This window comes from Bradyrhizobium sp. (assembly GCF_049586575.1).
Taxonomy (GTDB): Bacteria; Pseudomonadota; Alphaproteobacteria; order Rhizobiales; family Xanthobacteraceae; genus Bradyrhizobium.
Genome location: NZ_JBAVCF010000196.1, coordinates 1 through 2,655, shown reverse-complemented (window position 1 = coordinate 2,655; position 2,655 = coordinate 1). Strand labels below are relative to the sequence as shown.

The window sequence follows — 2,655 nt, the reverse complement described above, 5'->3', positions numbered from 1 at the left end:
CAACATAGCTAACCTGGCGATACCGTGCTTCATGAATAATTCCCCCAAGTCCGAAAAGTAAAAATTCGCAATCAGGACTGCTCGTGGTCCTAAGACTTAAGTCGGGGGATATGGTTGCGTCGGTGTGAAATAAAGGCGAGTCAGGAATGCGGTTCCATCTAATTTCCTGTTCGATTGTTGCTACCCAGACACAGATCTTGTTTTTAAAGCCTGATCAATGGCTTATACCGGATGGCGGAAACAGGCCCTCGACCCAGGCGTTAGCCTGCGATGGAGTACAACTCGCCATGAGACGCGATTCCGTCAGGCGCGACCAGGCTGAACCAGAATCAGGGCAGCCCCGCGACAAGCCAACGCCGCTGATATTTTTCCGCCAGCACCCGCCAGCGAAACAGCGGCGAATCCGGTGGCAGCGATAGCTCCGGCGTCCAGCCGGTGAACTTCTCGATCGCGTAGGTGTCCATGACGATCCCGCGCCAGACACGATCGACCGTCTCCAACAACTCGCGCTTCGCCGGAATCTGCGCCCACAGCGCAAGGGATGGATTGTTCTCAGGCTCACGCCCGACATAGAGGCCGATATGGCCGGCGATCCGGCTCATGTCGGGGCTGCGAAAGCCTTGGTACCGCCCGCGCTCATTGATTTGCACCACCGGCACACGGCCGTTGAAGAACCAGCGCAGCATCGCGTAGGTGCGGTAGTCAGTCGTGGCAATCCAGGTTGCGCCTGTCTTTTGCAGTTCGGCCTCGGTCCGGCTGACGACCGGCTCGTAACCGGCCTCGCCGCCGACCGGATCGGTACGGCCAATGAAGTTAAACGGCACGGCCAGATAGTAGAAGCAGACGACAACGACAAAGGCGACGCCGGAGACGATCGCGATTTTGGCCCAGCGGAACGACATCGCGACGAAGGAGGGACGCCATCCTTCCCGCTCCAGCATCGAAAGATTGATAGCGGCCGCCGCAAATCCAAACGGCCAGATGAAGGTCGGCCAGGTATCGCCGACGCGCAGGCTCAGCGATTTCCAGAGGAAGTAGAAAAAGGGCACGATCACAGCCGTCGACAGCAGGATGGCGACCGGGTCCTTGCTGCGATATCCGCGCCAGGCCGTCAGTCCGACTCCGGCGAGAACCACCGGGAGCAAGACAAAGCCGACAAGACCGAATTGTAGCCCGATAAATTCGCCGAGCGTACGCAGCGACCAGGGATGCGACGCCGTCGCCCGCACCGCCTGGAAGCGAAACGACGCCCAGTCGTGCTGCATGTTCCAGACCAGGACCGGCATGAACAACAAAACGGCGATCACCGCCGCCGCCCACGGATAAGGACTGCGCAGCCAGCGACCGCGCCAGGCCGGCACCCACATGAAGGCAAGCACCGCCGGAAGCAGCAAGGCCATCGTGAACTTCGACAACGCCGCCAGCCCTGCAAACAGGCCGGCCGCGAGCCACCATCGCGCGTCACCGCTGTTGGCAAGCCGGACCAGCGCCCAGGCCATAGCCGTGACGAACAGGACGAGCGGAACGTCCGGCGACACCTTCGTCATCAGCAGGCCGTAGTAGAGCGACGCCTCCATCATCGCGACCGCGATAATCGTCGCGCGGATATCGCGCGTGCGGCGCCAGACGATGTCGGCGAGCAACAACTCCGTTCCCAGCATCGCCACGAGGCCGGCGAACCGCGCGCCGAAACTGGTGTCTCCGAAAATCGCGGTGCCGAAGCGGATGAACCATGCGATCATCGGCGGATGGTCCAGGAAGGAAAGCACGTTTTCCTTCGACCAGGTCCAGTAATAGGCTTCGTCTGTCCGCAGATCGATCAGGCCGGCATAGACGCCGCGCAGCACCGTCATCGCCGCGACCAGCGCAATGAGGCCAAGCCACGGTCTGAGCACGGAATGTTTGGCTTCGTTGCGGAAGCTGTCTGGAGGCGCCATCGTCACGGCGCTTTGTCCCCGACTCCGGCAGGGGTGTCAACGTGCCGGGATAGCCTCCAGCGGCGTCAAATCGCCGAAGCGCTACTCGTGCCCTGCGGAATTAAACGGTAGTTTCGCGGTTCTATGAATCAGTGGACCGGCATGATCGCGCTCAAGCTCGCCAGAATAGGGAAATCCATCCGCGGCCTCAGCGTCCGACAGGTTCGCATGGTCTGCGGGCTCATCCTCTTCAGCTATCTGATCAGCCATTTCCTCAACCACGCGCTCGGCAATATTTCGCTGGAGGCGCTGGCCTGGGGCCTGCACTACCACCTCCTGTTCTGGCAGTTCCTCCCGGTCGCGATCGTCCTCTACACCGCGCTGCTCGTTCATGGCGGCCTCGGAATATGGGCCCTCTACGAGCGCCGGCAGTTTCGATGGAGAGCGATCGAGCCGTTGCAACTCGTGCTCGGCTTGAGCATCCCGCTACTCGCCGCCGCCCATGTCATCGGCATCCGGCTTGGCCACACGCTGTTTGGCTACAGCAGGCTCTATCCGCAGGTGCTTCACGGATATTGGGCGAGCGCGTCGAACCGGATCTGGCTGATGCTGTCGGTTTTGATCATCGCCTGGATCCACGGCAGCATCGGCCTTTACTTCTGGCTGCGGATGAAGAGGTTCTTCCGGCGCGCCGCCCCTTTCCTGCTGGCCGCAGCCGTGCTGGTGCCGACACTGGCCC

The 2,655-nt window shown here is 61.4% G+C and carries 1 protein-coding gene and 1 pseudogene; one reads left to right on the top strand and one right to left on the bottom strand.

Features of this window, described 5'->3' with window-relative positions; genetic code table 11:
* Positions 1 to 329: 329 nt before the first annotated feature.
* A complete protein-coding gene (locus WB528_RS07445; protein ID WP_423887773.1) occupies positions 330 to 1,937 on the bottom strand; it encodes a glycosyltransferase family 39 protein in 1,608 nt (535 codons plus the stop codon).
* A 141-nt stretch (positions 1,938 to 2,078) separates the two neighbouring features.
* Here WB528_RS07445 and WB528_RS07440 point away from each other — a divergent pair.
* Positions 2,079 to 2,655, top strand: a pseudogene (locus WB528_RS07440) (adenylate/guanylate cyclase domain-containing protein); the annotation flags it as partial.

Bases quoted from the DNA above. Each gene is read 5' to 3' on its own strand.
- WB528_RS07445 (WP_423887773.1), bottom strand. From the start codon at position 1,937: ATGGCGCCTCCAGACAGCTTCCGCAACGAAGCCAAACATTCCGTGCTC.